Source organism: Dyadobacter sp. (assembly GCF_017744695.1).
Lineage (GTDB): Bacteria > Bacteroidota > Bacteroidia > Cytophagales > Spirosomataceae > Dyadobacter.
Window position 1 is genome coordinate 668,693 of sequence record NZ_JAGIAS010000002.1, and the last position, 22,694, is coordinate 691,386.

Genomic DNA, 22,694 nt, shown 5'->3' on the forward strand with positions numbered 1-22,694 from the left:
GCCTGAGCCGAACGATTACCAGGGCGCCGAAGTACCTTTCAGCAGCCACATTTTTGAATATTGATGGTCTTTACTCTGACCCGTCGGCACGAAGTTGGTCGGTTCCAATTTGTCCACCGCGGCATTGTAATTGACCAGGTATTTGACATCCGCATTGGCGATCGGGTATACGAAACGCACCGGAATAGCCGCCCCGAACTGTGCGGCCGGGCCGGTTTTAAGCGCCGGATAGCCCGTTCTCCGCCAGTTGAACCATGGTTCGACGCTCAGCCAGCCGGCAATCCATTTCTGTTCCGAAATCCTTTCCAGCTTATTGGAAGCCGACGATAGGTTTACCGCCGCCTGCGCATAGTATTGATCGAAACTGAAACCGCTCGCTACCTGCGCATTGTATTTGTCCATGGACGCCTTGATCGCACTCTTGTAATGATCTTCGGCAGTCCCCGAAGCACCCCAGCTACCATCCAGCGCCGCCTCGGCAAGCATAAACTCGACCTCGGCGTAGGTAATGAGGTTCATTTTCACGTAGGCTTCCGTATTCATACGGTAGCGGCTGTGCAGAAACGAAATGTACGGGCTGCGTTCGGGATTATAAGCTGCGCCATCGTCGCCTTTGTTATAACCTGTCGCGTCCACGATCGCGAGCCCCACGGGCAGGCCTACGTAAAGCGACGTGTCCACATTAGCGCCCGCTTTGGCAGGCATGTACTTCACTGTGAATGTTTCACCAAACGCGTTGGTCACAGTTTTGTCCGTAGATGTGGCGGCTTTGGCGTCCCATTTGTTCAGCACGGGCTGGAACCAGCGGTCGCGGCGTGGATCGCCAAGGGCAGTGAGCTTATCTACAAACGGTTTGGATGGTTTGATATAATACAAAGGGTTACTGGCATTCAGCAAACCGCCGGCAGCCGAGTTGTCTTTGGTGGTGCCAATGAAAGCCAGCGCAGCATCGTCGGCATTGGCTGCAAATGTGGCGCTTGCCGCATCCTTAAATTCAGCTCCAATGTCGATACCGGCTGCTGCTGCCTCCGCTTTCTTGGCCGACAGCCGCAATGCATAACGCATCCGCAATGCATTGGCAAACTTCTTCCAGTTGGCTGCCTTCCCGCCATACAGCACATCCGATCCGGCGCTCACCACGTCCGCAGTGCCCAGGCCGCCCAGCAAAGTGGAAGCGGTTTTGAGATCGGTGAGAATGCCTTTGTACACGTCGAGCTGGCTGTCGTATTTGGGATAATATTGCTCACTGGCGGCTTGCAGTGCTTCCGAATAGGGAATGTCACCGAAAAGGTCCGTCATTAAACCAAATACGAACGATTTCATGGTTAGGGCTATCGCCTGGAAGAAACGATTGTTGTCACGCACCGCGGCCTGGTACATCAAATCATTGTTTTTCAAAATATTATAGTATTCCGACCAACTCGCCGCAGCCCAGCCATATTGGTTCACTTTCATAGCGCCTTCGTTGGTCCCCATCTGGATGTACTGCATCGCCCCCGAAAGGTCCGAACCTTCCGCGCCGAGCGCATAATAGGCCTTGGCCGAATGCGTCAGCACGTAGCTCATGATGTAGTTCGCCGACACCTCCTCCGGGCTGTTGGGGTTTTGGTTAACCTCACTTAAATCCTCGCAGCTCGTCAGGAGAAGACCGAAGACGGCCACCAGGCTATATATCACTTTGGAAATTTTCATGATCACAATCGTTTAAAAATCTACATTCAGCTTCAAACCCACCGAGCCGGTCCACGGCATTACATTATAGTATTCAACCCCCTGCATCCACGCCGAACCATCCTGCCTGAATGCTCGCTCGGGATCGATACTCACGCCTGCGGCGGTCCATTCGAACAGGTTATTACCCACGATGGACACCGATGCGTTCTGCAATTTCAGTTTGTCGGTCAGGCCTTTGGGCAGATGGTAGGTAACAGCCACCTCGCGCAGCTTCACATAAGTGGCGCTGTACATATTCTCGCTGGGGAAAGGGCGCGTCGAATAGCGGTAGGCGTTGAACGGGTCGAGCCAGACGGTATTGGCGCCACCGAGGTTTTCGATGTAAGTGGTGTTACCCTCTGCGTCTTTGGCAGTTCGCACGCCCACGTTAAAGCTGGCATCCTGCACGCGGGTGGTCTTTTTAGCGCCGGTCCACGCATCGAAGCCGCCGTATTCCGCATTGCGGCCACCTACCCATTTACCCAGAAATACCTCGGGATTGGCCTTGATCTGCTGGTCGATCGGCGTGTTTTTGTCGTACGGAACACCGGACAGCGACTCTTCGAGCTGGCCATTGTTGCCGAGAAACATCATCGTATTGGAATAGAACGAGCCCCCCTGGCGCCAGTCGATATTCGCGAAAAGGCTGAAATTCTTGTAGCGGAAGGTCTGCTGAACGCCCATCAGGAAGTCGTGGTTGTAGTTGCCGATCTTCTGGATATGGTTAATATCGGTGTCGGTCTGGTACAAACCGCCGCTGGTCAGGATCGGATAACCGTAGTAAGGCGAGTTCCGGTCGGTCACTTTCAGCATGGGTTGCTGGTAAATATCGCCCACGTCGCCCCCCACGTACGTACGCACCTCCGCGCCGCTGTACGAGTTGAACGAGAAGTAGGTAATCCCCTCAGCCAGACGCTTGATGCGCGTGCGGTTACGTGTGAACGACACATTCACATCCCAATTGAAATTACGGCCTTCCACCGGCGTTGCATTAATGCCGAGTTCGAACCCGCGGCTCTGCACGAGACCTGCGTTGATCAGCTTGCTGCTGGAACCCGATTCGATGGGGATACCGATCGTTAGCACCTGATTTTTGTTATTCCGAACATAGTAGGTACCCTCAACGCCCAGCCTGTTTTTCAGGAATTTCAAATCGAGACCAATCTCGTTGGCACTGGATATCTCCGGTTTCAGGTTATTATTTTTCAAAATATCATTCTGGTACATGCGCTTGGTTGGGCCCCAGTCGGTGTCGGCCAGGTAGGTCTGGCGAAGGCTGTAAGGCGCCACGTCGTTACCCACCTGTGCCGATCCGGCGCGGAACTTGGCGAGCGAAATCCAGGAAGGCAATGCGAACACGTCCGAAAGGATCACACTCAACGACGCGGATGGATAGAAATACGAACGGTTGTCTTTCGGCAGCGTGCTCGACCAGTCGTTACGGGCGGTCAAATCCAGGAATGCGTAGTTTTTGAAACCAATGGAAGCCGACGAATACACGCCATAGAGCAACTTATGCGTCCACTGGCTGTTGTAGGTGATCGTCCCGGGCGCTCCGTTGGCAATGGTGTACAAGCCCGGTGAAACGAGCTCTGTGGTGGCATTATTAATAAAATTCGAGCGCTGTTCAAGCCTGTTGGCACCCGCCAGGATATTGAGGCTCCAAGTTTCGTTGAAGTTTTTCTTCCAGCTGGCGATGAAATCGAGGTTGGTCTCCTTGCGGTCGTTCATTTCGACTTCATAACCACCTTTTACAGCCTCATAATTACTGTAAGCCTTTTTGGCTTCTAACTTTTCCTCGTACGCGTCACGCGAGAAACGTCCCATGAGCGAAAACTCGCTGGTAATGTCATAATCGAGTTGCAGCTTGCTTACGGTGCGGTTACGTTTGAAACCCGTCGGATTTTCGTAGGCGATGAAATACGGGTTGTTCTGCTTGGTTTTATACACCCGCTGCTGAAGACCCTCCTGCCCCGGCATCCAATAGTCCTTTAAATCGAGGATATTCACCTGTGCACCCATTTCATAAATGCTCCTTACCGGCGAGTTACGGCTCGCATCGATGAGCGGGCGGTTGTCGGACCCCGATTCAGACACGTTGAAATTGGCCTGTGCACGCAGTTTATCGGTGATATTGTAGGTCGTATTCAATGCCAAAGTCAGCCTCGAAAGGTCGGTATTGGGCACAATACCCTTGTTTTTCATATTGCCGACCGACAAGCGGAAGTTGCCTTTGTCATAATTGCCATTCACCGACACGTTGTTGGTATTGGTAGTACCTGTCTGGAAAAAATCCTTGAAACGACTGGGATGCGAAACCAGCGGCACCTTCTGCCCATTGCTGTTCCATTGCACCCATTGCTCGCCCACATCCAGTCGCGGGCCCCAGCTTTCATTCTCCTGTTCTTCCAGAATATGCGCTCCGCTTTTGCCCGAACCAAATTTGTTCTGCACCGGCACATAACGCAAAGGCACTTCAAGCACCATCGCCGTATTCAATGAAACGCCCAGGCCTTTTTTCCCACCCCGCCCCGATTTGGTCGTGATCAGGATTACCCCGTTACCCGCCCGCGAGCCGTACAATGCCGCAGCACTAGGGCCTTTGAGTACCGACACATTGGCAATATCATTCGGGTTAATGTCCGAAATCGCATTACCCATGTCGGCGCCGGCGAAACTGTTGTCCAGCTTGTTGGCTACCGGCACACCATCGATCACAAACAGCGGCTGGTTATCGTTGTTCAGCGAGTTGGCACCACGGATAATGACGTTCACCGTCGAACCTGCCGTACCGTCCATCTGTGAAATCTGCACGCCGGCCACCTTGCCCGACAATGCATTCAGGACGTTGTTCTGGGGCGTTTGCGTCAGCGCCTCGGCCTGCACATTACCCACCGAATAGCCGAGCGAACGCTTGTCGCGCGTGATGCCCATCGCCGTTACTACGGCCTCTTTCAGGGTTTCCACGCTTTCCTGCAAGCTCACATGCAGCACCGATTGGCTACCTACTTCCACACTCTGGCTGTTGAAACCGATGTAGGAAAAGATCAGCACCGCATCGGGGCCGGGTACGTCAATGGAGAAATTACCGGCCACGTCGGTCGAAGTACCCGTTTGCGTGCCTTTAACGAGGATGTTTACGCCGGGCAGCGGCGCCCCGTCTTTTGAAGAAGTTACTTTTCCTGTAACGGTCCGCGTGGGGGCCGCGCGGAGTTCCGGCAGCACTTCCCCGTTCAACGACGAGTCTCCGCCGTTTTTTACCGGCGTGAGCACAATCTGCTTGCCCATTACCTTGTATTTCAACCGCATCGGATCGAGTATATCATCCAAAACTTTGGCGAGCTTCTCCTCGGTCACTTCAAAGGAATACTTGCGGCTTTCGGTAATCAGTTCGGGTCGGTAGGTAAACCGGACATTCGCCTGTTTCTCGATGGTCGAGAGGATCTGCACCACACTCTGGTTCTGTACGCTAAGGCTGATACGACGGCTCAACAGATCCTGCGCACCTACCTTTCCCGCTATCGAAACGGTTGCAATACTCACTGCTATACAGAGCTGCATGAAGGAAAAGCGCATCAGTCGGTAGAGTATTTGATAGTTAAATAGCTTTTTTTTCATTACGTTTAAACCGGTTCTTGTTTTGAAATGAGACAATAACACTCCTTGCATCCCGAGAGGGTCGGATGTTCACAGTACATTCGGTAAGGAGCCTGAGCCGGTAACGCTGGAACCGTTGCCGGCTTTTTTGTGGGTAATGGACGGCTATCGGGTCATAGAGGGATCGGGGGGTTTAGGATTAGGGTTAATAGGATAGTCAGTTACAATGCGGATCGGAAATCCGGATCTTCGCGCCGGTTACCTGGTAATCCGCTTCAATGGCTTCGCAAATCACGCCCAGTATTTCATACAGCGACTCTTCCTGCACCGACGACGTGAGCCTGCATGCGGCCACTGCCTCTTTGTCATACACAATTTCAATTCCATAAGCCTTGCTGAGTGAGTCGAAAATGGTGCTTACCGGCGCGTTATTGAATGTAAACCGGGCCAGTTCGGCTTGCGGGATCACCGGCTGGGGCGCTTTCACGAGCCCCATACTCAACCGCTCTTCCTTCCGGAAGAATGACACCTGCTGGTTCGGAGAGAGTACCACCGATTGCGTCTTGCGCGGCGCTCGGGCTTCCACGGACACGCTCCCCGTACGTACCTGCACGGATGCGACGTTTTCTTCTTCGAACGACCGCACCGTGAAGCTCGTCCCCAGCACGCGGGTAGTGAGTTCACCGGCGTACACCAAAAATGGCTTGGAAGGGTTTCTCTTTACATCAAAGAATGCTTCACCCGAAAGGTATACCTCCCGCCTGGTACCGTCCATGCTTTCTGAAAAACTGATACGGCTGCCCTGCGCGAGCGTTACCTGGCTGCCGTCGGGGAGCCGGACGATCTTCTCCGCCCGTGTTTCATTGATTTCTTCGCGCACGTTTTCAATCTGTCCGGTACGTTGCGCATACAGGGTTTCCGGCCCGCGGTACCAGTGGCGGATTCCCCAGGCCGTCATCAGCACCACCACAGCGGCGGCGGCATAGCGCAACCAGCTCGGCCGGAATGCACGTGCCGGAACCGGCATTTCGTCCATTTGTCCGCTTATCTGGGCCCAGATCAACCCTGCCTCCTGCTCATCGAACGCCGGACGGGAAAGCTCGGCAAGGTTCAGGATGGTTTGCCGCGCCTGCGCGATTACCTCCTTCTGGTGCGGGTACAATGCCGCTATCTGCTGCCAGAATGCGTCTCCCGCCGCGTCGGGCGATTTGGCCCATTCAATAAAGGCATCGTCCTGGATAAAATCGGCTAATGTGTAGGTCTGGTATTTTTCTGTCATGGTCAAAACCTTTCAAACCCCTAAATCGGGCGAATGCCGGTTTGTACTCAGCGACCTGAAAAATTTTGTAAAGTGGAGAGAAAAACAAGCAACCCGCCCGCCGTTTCGAAGAAAAGCCGCAGCTGGGTGATGGCCCGGTGCAGCAGGTTACGCACCGACTGGTTGTTCATTTGCATCATTTCTGCAATTTCATCGAGCGAAAAACCATGCAGGTAACGTAGCTGGACAGCCTCGCGCTGCCGCGGCGAAAGGCGGTTGATAGCCTCTGCCAGTTTTTCGTAACTATCGTAAGGGCCATCATGCCCGAAAATAGCGGCTTCGAATGCATTGCTATCCTCAGCGGGCTCGGTTACCAGCCCGATATCGGCATGCAGGCGTTCGGGGTGCTTTTCGAGGTTGCGGATAATGCGGTTACGCAATGAGCGGAAAAGGTAAAATTTGATGGAATCGGTCGCGGCCAGGTTGCCGCGGCGCAGCCATATATGCAGAAAAAGGTCTTGCACGCTATCGCGTATCAACTGCCGGTCGGACGTGACGCGGTAGCCGTAGCTCAGCAGTTCGTCAATGTATTTTTGGTAAATCGAGGCAAATGCCTCCCTGTCGCCATTTTGGAAGGCGCTCCACAAGAGCATATCGGCATTTGCTTCTTTCAATGGAGATCAGCGGTTTGGGAACATTACCACGATATACTGATTTTTTTACTTGAAATACTACCAAAAAATCAAACAATATCATGATATACTGCTAATAATACAGAATGATCCGCTACCCGGCCCGGCGTTAACAAAATCTTAACGTTCCCAATCAAACCGGGCCTTGATCTGCACGCGATCACCCACACCGATATTGGAGATCCAGATATCGGCGCCGTCTGCCGGTACGCGCGCCGATTTACCCGCCGGCTTCAATGCATTACCGGAAACCGTTCCGAGTATTCCGATCGGTTCAAACTGGCCGTCCAGCATAGTCGCTCCCGCGTACAAGGGTGCGAAAGGGAGGTTCGTATCGGTCACCAGCGAATCCGCCGAGTTCCGAACCGTATGCACCTTCCCGATGAGTATGTCGTCCGCTGTTTCCAGCGTCAGGACATTCCCGGAAATGGCGGCCGATTGAATGGGATGCTCGGTTTGGCGAAGCGTACTGGTGAAATGAGCGATCCTGCCTGTCTCGATATTTTCAACCGTTTTACCCTCCAATGCAACGGATATCCGGCGATTCTTTGCATCCACACCCGTTACAATACCGCTAATCGCCTGAGCCCGGAATACCCTTCCTTTGACTTTCAGATAGCTGCCGTCACTAAAAAACACCCGTTCCGGCGCATCGCTTACGCCAAAACGGACCACGGCCACATGTGCATCCGTTTCAATTCCGGCGATGGTTTTGACCCTGTTGGTTGTATCGCTGATCACCACATCCCTTGCATTCTGGTGCACCACTTCTACGGCTGTACCATAATTTGCAGGTAATTTTCGTACAGCCTTAATCAGAGGCTTGTTCCCCGCAAATGGCTCCATCACACCCACGAAAGTGCTTTTCAAAGGCTCATTACCCAACGACTTGCGCCTTGTAATAATATACTTCAAAAGGTAATTCTTCGCCCTCGGCTTGTTCCAGGCATCGGCCATCCGGATTTCCTGCCCGGATTGCGGCAGAATATGGATTTTCACTTTCGCGCTTTTGTCCGAAACGTGACTGAAAGTCAATGCCGTTCTATCTCCATTCAATTTTTGAACATTGAAAAGGTATTGATAACCAGAGCCTTTGTAATTCCAATAGCTACCCTGATATCCCTTAATCCCCATTTTAGCATCATCATAAACATCCCCGAATGCGACATCCTCGCCGGCAAGCGTACCGGGCTGCTTTTCGCCCCATTGCCCTTCGGCCGTAATGCTGCCCGGCGGGCCGTGCAATGCATAATCGTGCTGCCTGCCGCCTGCCACCCTGAAAAAATCAACTATGTAACTCTGCGCGCTATCGATATCGATCATGACCATATTCCGGCGATAGGCCGTCGTTTGCGGATAGGTAGCGGACGACGCGTCCATTGACTGTACAAACTTTCCATCGGCAAAATCATGCAATCTCCCGGGCACATTGCTAACCTGCCTTTGCGCATCCACGACCACGGTATTGTGCGCGACCGAATTAAACGACCATGTGTACACCTCCTTCACATACTCATTCATCGCATCGGGATAGCCCAGATCGGGCATCATCTTTTGTCCGTTCGCAAATAGCTCGAAATTCAGGAAGTCCCAATGGTAATGCGTGCCTTTGAAGCCATAGTTAAACGTCAGCGCCACAGCATCGGAACGGTTGTTGAGCATCCCCATTCCATAACCCGCCAGTAAATGCGAGCGGCGTTCGGGCAATGCCCTTCCGGCTGGCAACAGCCGCACGTCCGGCAGCGCGTCGCGGAAAAGCGACTCGAAAGTAGAAAACGACTGCGCACCGACTTTGCCGACAGCCGCCAGCCAGGTGAGGTAACGCGGATCACGATAAGCGCCGTACCCTACCTGATACACGTCGGGGTCCTGCCCTACCAATGTTCCCAGCACGGAACCGCTGTCTCCAATGCCGGGTGTAATTTTCCCGGTCGCTACCATTTCAAGCGGACTGTCGATCAGCCCCCGCAACCGTGGTTCGGCAAAAAGATCGGTACCACTAGTACGCAGCATGTCCGCAAATCGGGTGATCTTCTGAACCGTCAGCAGGTTATAGTCCGGCGATTCGAGCGGCTGGCCGTCGCGGAAGATCATATTGTACAATGCATACCGTAATCCCGATTGGACGCGGCTTTCACCGGGTTCTTCCACCAGCATGTGGAGGTACTTTTCGGTACCCATATTTTGCCTTGCCAGCAGAATGTACAGCAGGGCGATCTGGTGCATCCCGTAGTTACCCTGGATTTTCCGCTGCATGTAGGCGTCTACGGCATCTTCCAGCACATTGGCCTCGATGAAAGCGCGTATTTGGCCACCACTTTTCCCCGTCGCTCTTTGCAGGTCCGTGTCGCCGTCAATGCTGTCCCAAACCGCGTCATATGCCTCGGCGGCATTCTGGATCAGGCTCGTTTCCCAGATCAGGTTCAGGACCTTGCCATTATAGGTATGCCCTTTCATCTTTTCCATCAGCCCGTACCGCGACTGGTTCGCATGGTCCATCGAAGGGTACACTTCGCCGAGCCGGTACAGCATCACGGCGGCCTTGTGCGCGTAGCGCTTGTCGCCCGTGAGCAGGTACGCATGCGCGAGATCCGCAAATGCCGGTTCAATATGCCCTTTCCACATCCATTGATTGGCATAGGCCACAAACCAGTACCGCTCGCCATCGGGCGCGATCCAGCCCCAGCCATCGTCGGCATAAGTCCGGTCGAGGCCTGTTCTGTTCCTGAAACTGCTCCGATAGTAAGCCAGGTAATCATTTGAAGGAAAAACCTGCCCATCGATGGGCGACTTCACCTGTAACGGGTGGTCAGGATCGACGATCCACGGGTAAAAGCCACCCACTTTGAAAACCGTATCGCCATGTACCGGGCTGCCTTTCGGGTTGAGGTCGAAGGCCCGGGGGACGCGGGCATCGGGCATGAGCGCGACAATCGCCGAATCGGGCCGGGCAAGCCATGGATCGGCAGCTTTCAATATCCTGTCCCGCACGTTTTGCGCCTCCTTATAATGCAGCAGGTTCATACGCGCCTTCATAATGTCGGCCTCGCGGTAGATCATCCGGGCGGTTTTAAGCGGGAAACGGGGCGCACGTTCAGCAACAGGCACAAATGGCGGGATCACCAAACCATCGCGAGGCGGGTTCATTGCCCCCTGTCCCAGCAGCTGCAAGGGTACAAATAACATTATACCGGCAATGCGCTTTAATTTTTGTTGACAAAATATTTTCACCGAAAGAAGGCTGGTTTTACTTAAATAATATCTGAGAGACGTAACAAATGGGCTATCACAAGGCAGGACTTATCTCTGTCAGAAACGGACAGTTAAATTTGTAATAATTTTTTGTAAACTAAAATATTTAATTTTTGTAAACTTTTTTCCCACAAAATGTTCTTTTCCTAAACTGTTATTTGATAGATTTGTTTGTCGCCGGATCAATTTCTATCTTGATCAATATTCGGGCACGTACACGAAACTATTTTTCCTAACCTTTATCATGCAATGACGCAGTTGAAAACACTTGCAGTATCCGCTATGACACTGCTTTCATTTCACACCATCGCCCAAAAACGGTATACCGAAGCCCTTTCACCGGCCGAATCGGCGAAGACGTTCCAGCTGCGCGAAGCATTCAGCATCGAACCGTTCGTCACAGAGCCGGAAGTGCTGTCGCCTGTCGACCTGGTCTTCGATGCGTCGGGCAATGCGTTTGTGGTGGAAATGGGCGACTACCCTTACGATGCCCAGCCGGGGCATTTCAAAGGACGTATCCGGCTGCTGAAAGACACCAATAGTGATGGTAAGATCGACAAATCCTACGTTTTCGCCGAAGGCCTGCCCAGCGCTACCAGCGTTTTGCCCTACAAAGACGGCCTGCTCGTCTGCGCCGCACCCGATATCCTGCTGCTGCGCGATACCAACGGCGACTTTAAGGCTGATGCCCGCGAGGTGTTGTTCACCGGCTTTTTTGCCAAAAATTCGGAAGCGCAAATCACGAGCATGCGGTATGGCGTCGACAACTGGATATACGCCAATAATAGCGGGCAAGCAGGAATGATCACCTCCCCGCTCCGGCCCGAGATGCCGCCATTGAATGTCGCGGGCGGTAATTTCAGGTTCAGGCTGGACAAGAAACTGTTCGAAGTCGAGTCGGGCAATGGGCAGTTCGGGTTGGCCATGGACGACTGGGGCCACCGTTTTTATACGCAAAACACATTGCACATCCAGCAGTCGCCGATCGCATGGCGCTACCTGCACCGGCACAATTACCTGCCATCATTCCGCAGCGACGTCAATATTTCCGACCATGAACTGGAAATGTTCCAGAAATCGGCCACGCCCTACTGGCGCCAGCAACGCTCCGACCGCCGGCAAGCGAAGTATGATTCGCTGAAAACCGGGTTTACCGAATATGCCCGCGACCATTTCACGGGCGCGTCGGGCGGTACTTTCTACGGAGGCGACGGTTTTCCGCAGGAGTTTCGAAACAATGTGTTTACAGGCGAAGTAATGGGTAACCTCGTCCACCGCGACGTGATCACCACTTCCAATGGCTCGCCCGCATTCATTGCCAGCCGCGACGCCGCTGAAAAAGACCGTGAATTCCTTGCTTCTACCGACCCGTGGTTCCGCCCGGCCAATCTTGCTTCCGGCCCGGATGGTTACCTGTATATAGTGGATATGTACCGGCAGCACATCGAAACACCCGTTTCGATCCCCGAAGATCTCAAAAAGGATATGGATTTTGCTAATGGTGAGCAGTATGGCCGCATCTGGCGCATTTTCCCGAAACAGGGAGAAAAGCGGCCCGTTACCCTTCCCGACCTCCGTACCAAAACGCCCGCCGAACTCGTAGCCCTGCTAGAACATCCTAACCAATGGTGGAGGCTGAATGCGCAACGGTTTTTGGTTGAAAAACAGGAAAAATCTGTCATTACCGCATTGCAGCAAATGGCCACCACACATGCTGACCCGAGGACACGCCTTCACGCGATTTATACACTGGAAGCGCTCGACGGACTGAATGAGGCGATTGTCAAAAAGGCGTTAAGCGACGCTCACCCGGGTGTTCGTGAACATGCTGTGATCCTCGCCGAAAAGTATCCGGCGTTTTTGCCCGAAATGATCCGGTTGATGGCAGATCCCGCACCGCAGGTGGCTTATCAGGCCGCATTGAGCACGGGGCAATTCAGTGGTAAAGAGGTGCTGGGCGCGTTGGCTGGCGTAGCGGAAAAACAATCAGAGAATGCATCGTGGCGGTTGGCAGTACTCAGTTCCGAAAGCGGCTCATCGCCCGAAATGGCGCAGTTACTGGCAAGCCGGGGCAATTTTTTCGATGCAGTTGCACCAGGGAAACTCAAACTGGTGGAAGACTTTGGCTACATAGCCGGCGCACGAAACGGCAAAGGCGATATTGCTTCACTTCTGGAATTGCTGAACTCCGCTGCCGCCTCCACCGATCCGCAATGGGCAGTGGCCGCGATGACGGGACTTTCGAAGGGTATTAAAAAATCAACCAACAAAAAGGAAGCGGAAAAGCAGGTTTCTAAACATTTGCAAAAACTGGAAAACCACAGCTCCGATGCCGTCCGCAAGCAAGCCTCAGAGCTCAAAAAAGCACTGAACATCAATTAAGGACACCTGTTCCCAACCCATTCACCAGAACGATATGAACCCACTTGCCAACCGCAGAATTTTCCTTCGCCAATGCCTTGCCTGGGGCGCCGCCGGTAGCACAACATGGCTCCTGGCCTGCGCCGGTGCTAAAAAGCAGCCCGTCGCCAAAGCCGTTACCCCCGTGGCCGACCCATGCGGTGACCTCACGGGCGTGGACCCTACCGACGTGCAAAAGCGCAAATCTTTGGGCTATACCAACAAATCGCCCCTGCCCGACAGCCAATGCGATAACTGTAAATTGTGGGTTCCGGCGAAGGAAGGTAAAGAATGCGGAGGCTGCCTGCTTTTTACAGGGCCGGTAAATCCCGAAGGACATTGCACTTACTGGGCCCCACAAGTTTAAATTACCTGACACATGCCGCAACAGCCATTTAATCGCCGTGATTTCCTGAAAACCAATGCCATTTTGGGGGTTGGAGCATCGGTTTTGCCCAGGTTTGTTACCGAAGGGCGGGAAGTCGTCAAGGATGGGCTGCTGTATTTTGACGGTTTTACCCGCATTGGGCCGCGGAAGTACAAGCATCCGGCAGAAAAATGGAGGCTGGACGATCTCTTGAACGACATGGATCAATGCTCGATCTCCGCAGCGCTCGTGGCTTACACGCAGTCGGTCAACTATGACCTGATGTATTCCAACCTGGAACTGAATCGGATGCTTAAACCGTATCCGCACCTGTTCCCGGTCTGGAATGCGATGCCGCACCAGACGGGCGAGTTCCCCGAGCCGGGGCAACTCGGTAAACTGATGTCGGAACATGACGTGAGGGCAGTAACTATTCATCCAAAAACCAATGCGTGGGACTGGAAAGCGCGGCACTGCACACCGTTGTTTGCGCATTTGAGTAAAACAAAAACACTGACCATCACCACCGCCAGCGAGCTGGGGGCATGGGAGGACGTGGAGGAATTTCTGAATCGCCACCCTTATCTGCCGCTCCTGCTCACCGGCGGCGTCTGGAACGAGCAGCGGTATGTGCTACCGCTCGTGCAGCAATACAAGAACCTGCATATCAGTTTCGACAATTTCCAGATCAACGAAGGCCTTGAATACCTGCACCGCACAGGCTGCACCGATCAGCTGATTTTTGCCTCAAACAGTCCTGCAATGTCGGCCGGCGCCCACCGGACTTACATTGACTATGCAGCCATTCCCGATGCGGACCGTGCTAAAATCGCCGGCGGCAACCTGCTGCGGCTGTTGAAAGTCACGTCGAAACCTGCACTACGCAAAAACAAAAACGAGGATATCCTCATGCAGGCGGTACGCGCGGGCTCGCCCCTGCCCGTACCCGTGATAGACATGCACATGCATATGCTGCACGAAGGGCTCAATAGCGGCGGCTGGACGTACCGTATGGAGAATGGCGGACCCAAAGGGATATTTGCCGTGGCAAAGCGGCTGGGGTACCAGGGTGGCGGCATTATGAGCTGGAATGGCGTGGTAAGCCAGAATGCGATTGCGGGGAATCCGTGTACCGCCGAAGCGCTGGACGTCGCGCCCAAGGGTTACTGGGGCCTCGCTACTTTTGATCCTAGCCATTACAGCCAGGAGGAATTGCGCAAAATGATCACAGAGGTGTATGCCGACAAGCGGTTCATAGGCATGAAACCCTATCAGTTTTATGGCTTCGAATACCACGATCCGGTGTACGATGTGTGGTGGGAATATGGTAATCAAAATCAATTTTACGGTTTGATCCACAATTCCCGCTCCGATTTACTGGAAGTAGAAACGCTTGCGAGGAAATACCCCGACGTCCGCTGGGTGATCGCACATGCGGGTGGCAGCTACAAAATGGCCGACATGGCGATTGCTGCTATGAAAAAGTACCCGAATGTGTTTGCCGAAATCACCCTGACGCCCGTTCCGCTCGGAGTGATCGAGTACCTTGTGGTAGGCGCGGGAGAAAACCGCATTCTGTATGGCTCAGATTTGCCGATGCGTGATCCGCGCCAGCAGCTCGGGTGGCTGGTATTCTCGACATTACCACTGGAAATCAAAAAGAAAATACTGGCTGAAAATGCCATGCAGGTCATCAAACCGTGCCTCGACAGGCTACCGGAACATAACCGGCCTTCGCAAGTATCCAAATAAAACCAAACCATGTGCAATACGAGTCATTTATCAAGAAGGGAGTTTCTGGCCGGTGCCGGGCTGCTACTGCTTGGCCACGCTATGGGTACGCAAGCCGGAGCAGCCGTTGAGGAACCTATTATCGATATTCATCAGCATGTGCATTACGCCGCGCGACCGGACGACGTGCTCGTCGCGCACCAGCGCGCGATGGGCATTACGCATACAATCCTGCTACCCGCGGGCACGCCCGCGTTCGGGACTTCCACGCATCAGGGAAAAACCAATGGCTTGCAAGCACAATGCGCAGGCAATGAAGCATGCTACGGCATTGCCCAAAAATACCCCGGTGAGTTTGTATTTGGCTCGAATGAAGTCCCTGATTTGCCCGACGCCGTTCAGGAAATTGAAAAATACCTAAAACTTGGCGGGCGTGTAATCGGCGAGTTGAAATTCGGTGTGGATTGTGATTCAAAGGAAATGCAGCGCATTTACAAACTCGCCGAAGAACACCAGGTGCCGGTACTGATGCATTGGCAGTTCCAGATGTTCAATTACAATTTCGAGCGTTTCCCTAAAATGCTCGAAAAATACCCGAAAGTGAATTTCATAGGGCACGCACAGACCTGGTGGGCCAATATCGACAAAGGCCATACCGACCAAAGCATTTTGTATCCCAAAACCAAAGTCACACCTGGCGGCCTTACCGACAGGCTGTTGAGTGACTACCCAAACATGTACGGCGACATGTCCGCGGGATCAGGACTCCTTTCCATGACCCGCGACGAGGAGCATGCGCGTGCATTTCTGATACGTCACCAGGACAAGCTCCTCTACGGCAGCGACTGCGACGATCACATCGGCTCCGGCGAAAAATGCCAGGGCGCGCAAACGATCGCCGAAATTCGGAAGCTGGCAGCATCAAAGCAGATCGAACGAAAAGTCCTCTATAATAATGCTAAAAAGCTTTTTAAAATAGCATAAGAAAAGCCCTTCCGCCTACGCAGAAGGGCTTTTCTCTAATCTTGCATTACATTAAACTCCCAGGCTCCAACCCTCGCGGTAATTCCGTTTTACCCACTGGTTAACTTCATCGAAGTTTGTCACCTTCATGTTTTTATAATCCCAAAGCATTTTCAGGTTGGCTCCCGGATAGTCGTATCCATTACCGGTTGCACGCGGTTTGGGCATATCCGCACCGCGGATTGCGAGGTTGGCCATCAGGATCGCCTCTGTCAATGGCCCCGCTTTTTCGAACGGCGAACTCAGCTCCATCTTACCATAGCCTGCGATACAACCTTCAACCCATTGCGCATAATGGCCTTCCGCCGAACCGGGCACCCGGGCAAATTTCTGTTTCACCTTCACTTCTTCCATGCGCGAAAGCGGCAACAGGCGTGGGTTTGCAGCATATTCGCTGGCCATCATTTTGCCCTTGGTACCTACGAACAGGATACCGCTGTTACCGTCCCCAAACAGTTCATTAGGGCCGAGCTCTTCGGGACGCTCAGGCTTGATACCGCCGTCCATCCAGTGCATGGTCACTTGCCCTTTTGTCTTAGGTGTTTTCGGGAAAGTAAGAGTTGCATGGCTTGATGGCGGGCAGCTGTCGGGGAAAATACCCCGTTTGCCAAATGCCGTAAATACGCTTCCAACGCTCGCCTGCATGTCCAATGCATATTTCAGATCCAGGATACGGAAAGGCGCTTCCATCAGGTGGCAACCAAGGTCACCCAATGCGCCCGTGCCGTAATCCCACCATCCGCGCCAGCTTCCGGGGATCAGATTCTCTACGTAGTCTTTATAAGGTGCCGTACCGAGCCACAGATTCCAGTCAAGTTCTTTCGGAACCGCCGGCTTGTCGGTCGGCCAGGGAATACCTTGCGGCCAGATCGGACGGTTGGTCCAGATATAAACAGTATGCACATTGCCGATAATGCCGGCATCGTGCCACTCGTGCAACTGGCGAACACCGTCACCCGACGAGCCCTGGTTACCCATTTGGGTTACTACTTTGTACTTGGCAGCCGCTTCGGTGAGCATACGTGCCTCGTAAATATCATGGGTCATCGGTTTCTGCACGTAAACGTGCTTACCCAGTTGCATCGCCGCCATGGCTACCACCGCGTGCGTGTGATCGGGTGTCGAAACTGAAACCGCATCAAAATTCTTAGATTCTTTTTCAAACATTTCCCGCCAGTCTTTGTAGAACTTGGCTTGTGGGAAGTTTTTAACGGAGGTGGCTGCACGTCTGTCATCCACATCGCACAGGTAGCCGATATTGGCTTTACCGCTTTTGAAGAAATTGGCAATGTCGGACGTTCCTTTTCCGCCGACACCTACTCCTGCCACAGTCAGCTTGTCGCTGGGGGCCACGTATCCCTTGCCCAGCACGTGGCGCGGGACAATCATCAGGCCTGCGGCTGTACCCGCGGCCGCTTTAATGAAATCCCTCCGCGAAGAAGAAGGCTGCTCTTGAACGGTATTCTTTTTTTCCATGTACGTGATTTTTTGATTTAGGAAATGGATATACAGATTACAGGTACTTCACCTTAATTTACTACTCGCCTAAGTACTTTTTTTCAAGTATTTACTCTGAAAATTATAATAATGGCCATCCACTCGATAGGAATTCAACAAAAAAATCACTGTTTTTTCCTAACTTTTACCCATCCTCAAACGCCCCGTCCCATGAAAACACATCTCTACTTTCGCCCAACAAATTTCCGTTGGCTGCTCGCAGGCTGTACACTGTTCCTGCTCGCGCTCACGACCCATTCCGACGTCGGAAAAGGCAAATTGGTCTATAAAACCGGCAGCAAAGCTTTTGATATGAATATTAAGTCGGCCTACTTCATCGCCGGGCCCGACGGTTTCGACAACGGCAAAAAAATCCGTCGCCTGATATTCACGACCAACTCTCTGGACGATAAAATCAAGTCGTGCGGCGCTATGAATTGTGTGGATCAATACATTGAAGGCTTGCAGGTCGACCTCGACGCCGCACCTCGGTTGCTTTACTGGATCAGCCTGAACAACCAGCTCGTACAATACTCCGGCACTGCCCAGAACGAGTTCCTGACCTTAACCGCTGATACACCCGATCATCTGGCCGGTACCCTGAAATTTGACCAATCGGTCTCCGGCGGCCCGGTCGTGGATGTGACATTTGATGCGAAGTTGAGTAAAACGTTTACGAAGGCACGGTAGCAGGTTCTGTCAGGTCAGGCTTTCAAACCGCTTTTGAGCCAACTGACTCCTGTACCGCTTCATTTCGCACCTGATTTCGGTCTGTCTTTCCGACGATGTTTCCGGATCCCGGTATTCGATTTCTAACACCCGAATATACTTCTCTACCTTTTTTTCAGTAAGGTTCAGCGAAACCAGATGGATAACTTCGTGAAAAACAAAACGTTTCAGAATCACAAAACTATGGTAAACAAAGTAGGCCAATAGTCCGACCGTTACGAGTAAGATTTCCTTCAAGGTGCCGTCAGGAACTCTGAAAATCACTGCGCTCAAAGCAGTGGTGATCGTTGCAATGGCTTTACTTTTAGGATAAGGAGCCGGAGCCCTTGGCCGCGCCGGCATCAATCGAGAATATCTTGAATTTCCTGGGAAAGACCATCCCGATGATGGCGCCCCAGGGTAACCGATTTGCCTGTTCTGGGATTGGTCAGGACAAAATCCCCGTAGAGTGCATTGTAAATAAAGCGAACCGACCGGTATGCAAGGCGCCCCAATTGGAAAACTATCCAGGCACCGGAGGCAATGAGAATGATGTCGGAAAGTAAGTTTGCTATTTCCATGAGTGAGTGTGAGTTTTGATGTTTGATGCTCCGAAAATATGCCTTCTTTTCCGATCAAAAAAATTTTTAGTGCACCGATTATCCTGCGGCTTCGGTGGTGCGAAATTGCTTGCGGTAGGTGGCGGGAGTCATACCTCCGAATTTACGGAACTGCCTGAAAAAGAAGGGCGGACTTTCGTAACCACAGGCAAAACTGATCTCCGCTACCTGCATATCGGTTTCGATAAGCATTTTAGAAGCCATATTAATTCGGTACTCATTCAAAAAGGTAAATAGCGGCTTTTGCATCGTCCGACTGAAAAACCGCGAAAACGATTCCTCACTCATATACACGAGGTCCGAAAGTGTGGCGAGGGTAATGCGTTCGGAGAAATGCTCCCGGATGTAGTTATAAACGGTATTGATGCGCTGGTTGTCTTCGTAGTTGAGCGGATAGGCGAATCCCTGCTCACAGAGGAAATGGATGCTTTTCACTGACGCCAGCAATTCAAGCACTTCCAGAAACTTTATCAGCCGGGGAAATGGCTGCATTTCCAGCATTTCGGCGAGCATGGGCTTTACCCTGGCCGACACTTCCTGGTTAAAGCGAATACCTTGCCCTGCCATTTGCAGCAGCCGCCTGACCGACTTGAATTCCTCCACATCCAGCCACCCGTGCCCCATAAACGCTTCCGGCCATTGCACAACGATGGAGCTCGCCGTACCCACACTATCGGGTGTATTCTTCCAGCAATGCGGCAGGTTCGGCCCAAGCAGCACCAGGTCACCCGCTTCGAAACTCTCCATACTGTTGCCAACGTACCGGATTCCCTCGCTTTTCAGAATGACCGTCAGCTCGTATTCCGGATGGTAATGCCACGGGGCATCAAACTCCGCTACCTCATATCCAAAGATGCGGAACGACGAGTCAGGCAGTGGCTGGAATGCTTCAAATTGTGCTTTCATTGCTCCTGAACCAGCTTTTTATACCCTATTTAGCAAGTATTACAAATTTATATCTCAATGTTAATACAAAATAAGTTAGTTATTGGTCAAAATCAGCAAGCCACTTAAAAGATGACATCCGTCATATTTGTAACACTAAAACTAATGCCGAACAAGAAATCATGGAAGTAGCAACACGGGATCTTTCCCGGTATCATGAATTAATATCTGACCTCTTCAAGCAGCCAACCAGCCGCGATGAGTGGGAACAATATCGCCTGAGTGACGAGCAGGTGGCTTTTTTTCACGAAAATGGCTACCTCTCCAACATTAAGCTGCTGGACGAATGGCAGGTAGAAGCCCTGAACGAGGAACTGGTCGCTGCTACCGACCCGTCCAACCCGAGCCATCATTTATATTACGAATTCCACTCCAATGAATCCGCCGACCCCAATGCGGTGCTTCTGCACGCCCTCGGTGCGTGGCGTGTGACGGAGGGCTTTCATGATGTACTCTGGAATCCGGCTTTCGTGATGGCTGCCAGCCAGTTATTGGGAGACAAGGCCGTGCGTTTCTGGCACGATCAGCTTTTCTGTAAACCGGCGAGGCACGGTGGCGTGGTAGCATGGCACCAGGATTACTCTTACTGGACCCGCTCAGTCCCGATGCAGCACCTAACCTGCTGGACAGGCCTCGACGATTCGCTGATCGAGAACGGTTGCCTTTATTATGTCCCCAAAAGCCACCGCTGGGGATTGCTCGACAAGCCTGAACTCGCCGGCGATATGGAAGGGCTCATGCAATACCTGACCGACGAGCAAAAAGCAGAGTTCAAGCCCATCCCGATCGAAATGAAGCGTGGCTATGGTACGTTCCACCATCCCCTGATGGTCCACGGATCGTATGAAAACCGCTCGGAACGGTCCCGGCGCGCATTCGTGATCAATGTTTTTGCAGACGGTACCTTGTCCGACACCAATGCCCAATTACTCGACGGAGTACCCGTCGTCCCGAAAGGGGAAAAATTAAAAGGACAGTTTTTCCCGCTACTCTTTGACGCATAACGCTACTATTCCTAAATCCGCATTCATTAACACACACGCATAAAAGGCCGCCCGTTTTATATGGGTGGCCTTTTTGTTGGTTATTGCCGGGCTAAGTAACGAAAGAACAAACTCTCCGGATCGCCCAGTTGCTGCCAAACAATATAATTAGCCCCAAAGTCGCGGATTTGCGGAGGTTTTTCAAACGAAATACGATAGTTTTTCGCGCTATAAACCAGTTCCTCGAGGGGAGTTAATGCGCAGGCTGCGAAAATAAAAATCGAAATAAACGCCGGCTTTCTTTTGTTTTCAATCAGCCATATAATTTGCTTTATGGCAAATACAGACAATACGAATAGCGAAGGAATAGAAAGCTTGATACTCCAATCATTCCACCTTCCAAGTATAAAAACAGGAATAATGAATAACGATACGAATGCAGCGGTCAAAATATCATTTCTTGCTATCTTATAATTCCCCAAAATAAATATGGATGACAATATCAAAATTTCAACAACGAGGAAAAGGCCGTATTGAATCCAGTATTTTTCTATCACATACGGTGCATAATTCATTCCAAACGAAAAGTCATTGGAAACAATAAAAGCAGATAGCAATCCAAACAATAAACAAGCCATTGCATTCACCCAACTCCAACGCAGCCATTCCCTCCAATGATGTTTAAATATGGCTAAAACAAATGGTGCAGTCCCCATCAGGCAAAGTGGCGACCATAGCAGCATCGCTACGCAAGCGAGCGGAAAAATCCGCATCAAAACCGGGTTGATTTGTTGGCCGTTCAAGATAACCCCGATTATCAACCAGGTTGGCAAACAATGCTGCGGTGCCCAGAACAAATTCCTTGTGTGTGAAAAATAATGCAGAGGACTAAGCCACATTTCCGACCGATCTGTCGTGAGGTCCAGCAACCAGTTGCAAACGTAATCCATTCCTCCGAACAGGCAAATTCCGATAAAAATCATCAGCGTAACTGCGTACCCACGCTGCCGTACATACACGCGCACGAACATCAGCGCAAGCGACGCGCCCAACCAGGAATAGGCGAAAAGAGCCAGGTTTGCGGCTTTCCAGCCCAGCAATTTGCCTGCAACCGCGGCGGGAAGGTAATAGGCAAAGTAGTAGACATAGGCCTTGTCCGAAATAGCACCAAACTCTTTTCCGAAATAACCCGCCTCAAAATACAAGGGCCAGGAACCAGTTACAAGATGCCATAGCAAAGAACTCCGTATGCCTGAATCAAAATTACGATAGCCAATGCCGCCAATGCTGGAAAATGACAACCAGACCAACGCCAGCAGACTGATCAGTACCAGATGTCCGCGCCAGATGTACCATTCCGACGCTATATTTTCGAAATGTATTTTAAAATTGGCCGGGAAAGTGGCTTTACGAATTGGGTTATACAATCCACAACAAACCAATGCCATGAGAATGACGGATATTTCAACCCGGATAAAACCGGCCACAAAAATCGCGACTGGAAAAAGCAGATAGCAAAATGAGGCAATAACCAATAAGTCAATGAGATTTAATCGTGGATATGCATATCGGGAATGGTTTCGGGGAAATATCCCCGGTTTCAAATTCTCCAATTCAATTTTCTTTACGAAAGACAGCACACCTGCCCTCTCCGCATTGAATAATGGGAAGGTTTTCATATAGCTTGAAATTAAAATACATAGAAATTCCTATCCGAACCGCAATGACCATCGATCCGCCAGGTTGATCCATCAATAAAACATTAGCAACGGGTTATCCGAACAAGATAATCGGGGTGTTTATCAATAACGATCATTGTTATACGAAAAGCGCTTTTCGTATTAGAACAGCTATTTTTGCAGCTCAAAAAAAAGGACACCCGAATTGGGTGTCCGCGTTGCGAAAATA

General features: G+C 51.8%; 15 protein-coding genes. 6 read left to right on the forward strand and 9 right to left on the reverse strand.

The window, feature by feature from the left end; genetic code table 11:
* Positions 1 to 15: 15 nt before the first annotated feature.
* The 5 genes from J7619_RS10395 to J7619_RS10415 form a co-directional block, all read right to left on the reverse strand.
* Positions 16 to 1,692 (reverse strand): SusD/RagB family nutrient-binding outer membrane lipoprotein, encoded by a 1,677-nt coding sequence (locus J7619_RS10395; protein WP_291197664.1) that lies wholly within the window; start codon positions 1,690 to 1,692, stop codon positions 16 to 18.
* A gap of 12 nt (positions 1,693 to 1,704) precedes the next feature.
* Positions 1,705 to 5,331 carry a SusC/RagA family TonB-linked outer membrane protein gene (locus J7619_RS10400; RefSeq protein WP_291197666.1) on the reverse strand — a complete coding sequence of 1,209 codons (3,627 nt, stop codon included), beginning with the start codon at positions 5,329 to 5,331 and terminating at the stop codon, positions 1,705 to 1,707.
* 196 nt (positions 5,332 to 5,527) lie between these two features.
* Complete coding sequence (locus J7619_RS10405; protein WP_291197668.1) at positions 5,528 to 6,589, reverse strand: FecR family protein; 1,062 nt, start codon at positions 6,587 to 6,589, stop codon at positions 5,528 to 5,530.
* A gap of 47 nt (positions 6,590 to 6,636) precedes the next feature.
* Positions 6,637 to 7,242: an RNA polymerase sigma factor gene (locus tag J7619_RS10410; RefSeq protein WP_291197670.1), complete on the reverse strand. Its 606-nt coding sequence runs from the start codon at positions 7,240 to 7,242 to the stop codon at positions 6,637 to 6,639.
* Between the two features lie 138 nt (positions 7,243 to 7,380).
* Positions 7,381 to 10,446 carry a heparinase II/III family protein gene (locus tag J7619_RS10415; RefSeq protein ID WP_291197672.1) on the reverse strand — a complete coding sequence of 1,022 codons (3,066 nt, stop codon included), beginning with the start codon at positions 10,444 to 10,446 and terminating at the stop codon, positions 7,381 to 7,383.
* 315 nt (positions 10,447 to 10,761) lie between these two features.
* Here J7619_RS10415 and J7619_RS10420 point away from each other — a divergent pair, with 315 nt between their 5' ends.
* The 4 genes from J7619_RS10420 to J7619_RS10435 are packed head-to-tail and all read left to right on the forward strand — an operon-like array spanning position 10,762 to position 15,994.
* Positions 10,762 to 12,894, forward strand: coding sequence for a PVC-type heme-binding CxxCH protein (locus J7619_RS10420; protein WP_291197674.1), 2,133 nt, complete (start codon positions 10,762 to 10,764; stop codon positions 12,892 to 12,894).
* Positions 12,895 to 12,928: 34 nt separating this feature from the next.
* Complete coding sequence (locus J7619_RS10425; RefSeq protein WP_291197676.1) at positions 12,929 to 13,279, forward strand: high-potential iron-sulfur protein; 351 nt, start codon at positions 12,929 to 12,931, stop codon at positions 13,277 to 13,279.
* A gap of 12 nt (positions 13,280 to 13,291) precedes the next feature.
* Positions 13,292 to 15,031, forward strand: coding sequence for an amidohydrolase family protein (locus tag J7619_RS10430; RefSeq protein WP_291197678.1), 1,740 nt, complete (start codon positions 13,292 to 13,294; stop codon positions 15,029 to 15,031).
* A gap of 9 nt (positions 15,032 to 15,040) precedes the next feature.
* On the forward strand, positions 15,041 to 15,994 hold the full coding sequence (locus J7619_RS10435) for an amidohydrolase family protein (protein ID WP_291197680.1): 954 nt from the start codon (positions 15,041 to 15,043) through the stop codon (positions 15,992 to 15,994).
* Positions 15,995 to 16,045: 51 nt separating this feature from the next.
* Here J7619_RS10435 and J7619_RS10440 read toward each other — a convergent pair whose 3' ends face one another.
* Positions 16,046 to 17,509: a Gfo/Idh/MocA family protein gene (locus tag J7619_RS10440; protein WP_291197682.1), complete on the reverse strand. Its 1,464-nt coding sequence runs from the start codon at positions 17,507 to 17,509 to the stop codon at positions 16,046 to 16,048.
* 192 nt (positions 17,510 to 17,701) lie between these two features.
* Here J7619_RS10440 and J7619_RS10445 point away from each other — a divergent pair, with 192 nt between their 5' ends.
* Positions 17,702 to 18,220, forward strand: a complete 519-nt coding sequence (locus J7619_RS10445) for a hypothetical protein (protein WP_291197684.1) — start codon at positions 17,702 to 17,704, stop codon at positions 18,218 to 18,220.
* Between the two features lie 380 nt (positions 18,221 to 18,600).
* On the opposite strand, the gene J7619_RS10450 is transcribed toward J7619_RS10445, so the two are convergent.
* Both J7619_RS10450 and J7619_RS10455 read right to left on the reverse strand, forming a co-directional pair.
* Positions 18,601 to 18,819: a hypothetical protein gene (locus J7619_RS10450; protein WP_291197686.1), complete on the reverse strand. Its 219-nt coding sequence runs from the start codon at positions 18,817 to 18,819 to the stop codon at positions 18,601 to 18,603.
* Between the two features lie 78 nt (positions 18,820 to 18,897).
* A complete protein-coding gene (locus tag J7619_RS10455; RefSeq protein WP_291197688.1) occupies positions 18,898 to 19,764 on the reverse strand; it encodes an AraC family transcriptional regulator in 867 nt (288 codons plus the stop codon).
* A gap of 161 nt (positions 19,765 to 19,925) precedes the next feature.
* On the opposite strand from J7619_RS10455, the gene J7619_RS10460 reads away from it, so the two are divergent.
* Complete coding sequence (locus J7619_RS10460; RefSeq protein ID WP_291197690.1) at positions 19,926 to 20,807, forward strand: phytanoyl-CoA dioxygenase family protein; 882 nt, start codon at positions 19,926 to 19,928, stop codon at positions 20,805 to 20,807.
* Between the two features lie 80 nt (positions 20,808 to 20,887).
* On the opposite strand, the gene J7619_RS10465 is transcribed toward J7619_RS10460, so the two are convergent.
* Positions 20,888 to 22,465, reverse strand: coding sequence for a hypothetical protein (locus J7619_RS10465; RefSeq protein ID WP_291197692.1), 1,578 nt, complete (start codon positions 22,463 to 22,465; stop codon positions 20,888 to 20,890).
* Positions 22,466 to 22,694 lie beyond the last annotated feature (229 nt).